Raw genomic sequence first — 1,405 nt, 5'->3', positions numbered from 1 at the left:
GCTGCGACGCCGACCCGGAGAAGGTCGCCTGCGCCTACCCGCACACGCCGCTGCAGAAGTACCTCAACGCGGACTTCGCTGATCTGCCCGGTGAATGCTCCTGCATCGGTGGCACGGCCCGCGAGTTCGTGTGAGCGGAGGGAATATTCGTCCAGAGCCGTTCGAGTGAGTGCCCATTTCCGGGCCATCATCTCGGCGCCGGTCCCCTGGCTGAAACTGTCCACACCGTAGCGTTCGAGTACCGAAGCCGGGAAATGCTCACCGTTCTTGCTGGCGGTTCCCATCGGAACTCGCGACATCGATTCGACGCCTCCGGCTACGACCACGTCGTTCTGCCCGGAGATGACGGTGGCCGCAGCAAAGGAAACTGCCTGCTGGCTCGATCCGCAGGCCCGTGTCAGTGTCACGCCGGGAACGCTGTCGGGCCAGCCGGCGGCGAGTGCTGCTGTACGGGCGATGCTTCCGGCCTGTTCGCCGACCTGACTGACGCATCCCCAGATCACGTCGTCGACCGTCGCCGCGTCGAGTCCGGTCCGTTCAGCGAGTGCACGCAGCACATGTGCAGACAGTTCGGCCGGATGGATCTCCGAGAGGGCGCGGCCGCGACGGCCGATCGGTGTACGTACTGCGTCGACGATGACGGCATCTCGCATGTATCTCTCCTGCTGTTCGTGCCCGGTTCTGCGACTGTGCGGTCGGGGCGTGCCTCGAGTCGATCACGAGCGGGTCGACCCGGCAATGTCTTTCGGTGAATAGCTTTGTTAGCGAATGGCTATACGTGGAGTACTCAGCCGCGGATGAGCTTGCGATCGCGCTCGGGATTGGCGAAGACGAGGACCAGAACCGCGGCGATGACTCCGATGACGCCGATTGCCTGGAAGGACTGGGCGTAACCGTCGGCCGGGGTTGCAGCGTTGTCCACGATGACTCCCGTTGCGTAAGGAGCGATCAGGCCACCGATCGACATGATGGCGAGGAAGAATCCCATCGTTCCGGCAGTCTGCTGCGGCGGGCACAGTTCCGAAATTGCAGCGTTGATGAGCGGGAAGGTGATTGCCGAGAACCCGTAGCCGATCGAGACCATGGCGACAGCGACGATGGGAGTGGAGATCTGTGGCAGGAACAGGAGAATCGATCCGCAGATCAGAACGCCGACGCAGGGAACGATGACGCGGACCGTGCGAGAAGTGAAGCCGCGGCCGATCAACTTGTCCGTGACGGAACCGGAGGTGATCATGAGGACGAGACCGACGATCGAGGGCAGCGCGAACATCGAACCGGCTTGCATCGCACTGTATCCGAGGCCGACCTCGAAGTACGACGGCAACCAGGTGAGAACGACGGTGGTCAGCGCGTAGATGGTGGCGATGAGGAAGCAGCAGCTGACGAAGGTGCGGGAGAGCAG

1 protein-coding gene and 2 pseudogenes are annotated in these 1,405 nt (G+C 63.1%); 1 reads left to right on the top strand and 2 read right to left on the bottom strand.

The genetic code is table 11. From position 1 onward, the window contains the following. Positions 1-101, top strand: a pseudogene (locus ABT116_RS51215) (glycine/betaine ABC transporter substrate-binding protein); the annotation flags it as partial. 24 nt (positions 102-125) lie between these two features. Here ABT116_RS51215 and ABT116_RS46360 read toward each other — a convergent pair. Together ABT116_RS46360 and ABT116_RS46355 are read right to left on the bottom strand one after the other, a co-directional pair. After that, positions 126-653: pseudogene (locus ABT116_RS46360) on the bottom strand (thiolase family protein); the annotation flags it as partial. Positions 654-787: 134 nt separating this feature from the next. Beyond that, positions 788-1,405, bottom strand: a 618-nt coding sequence (locus tag ABT116_RS46355; protein ID WP_351647242.1) for an MFS transporter, incomplete at its 5' end; no start/stop codon positions are given.

This window comes from Streptomyces sp. NPDC002130 (genome assembly GCF_040296465.1).
In the GTDB taxonomy this organism is placed as follows: domain Bacteria; phylum Actinomycetota; class Actinomycetes; order Streptomycetales; family Streptomycetaceae; genus Streptomyces.
This window is presented reverse-complemented; position numbering and strand designations above follow the sequence as displayed.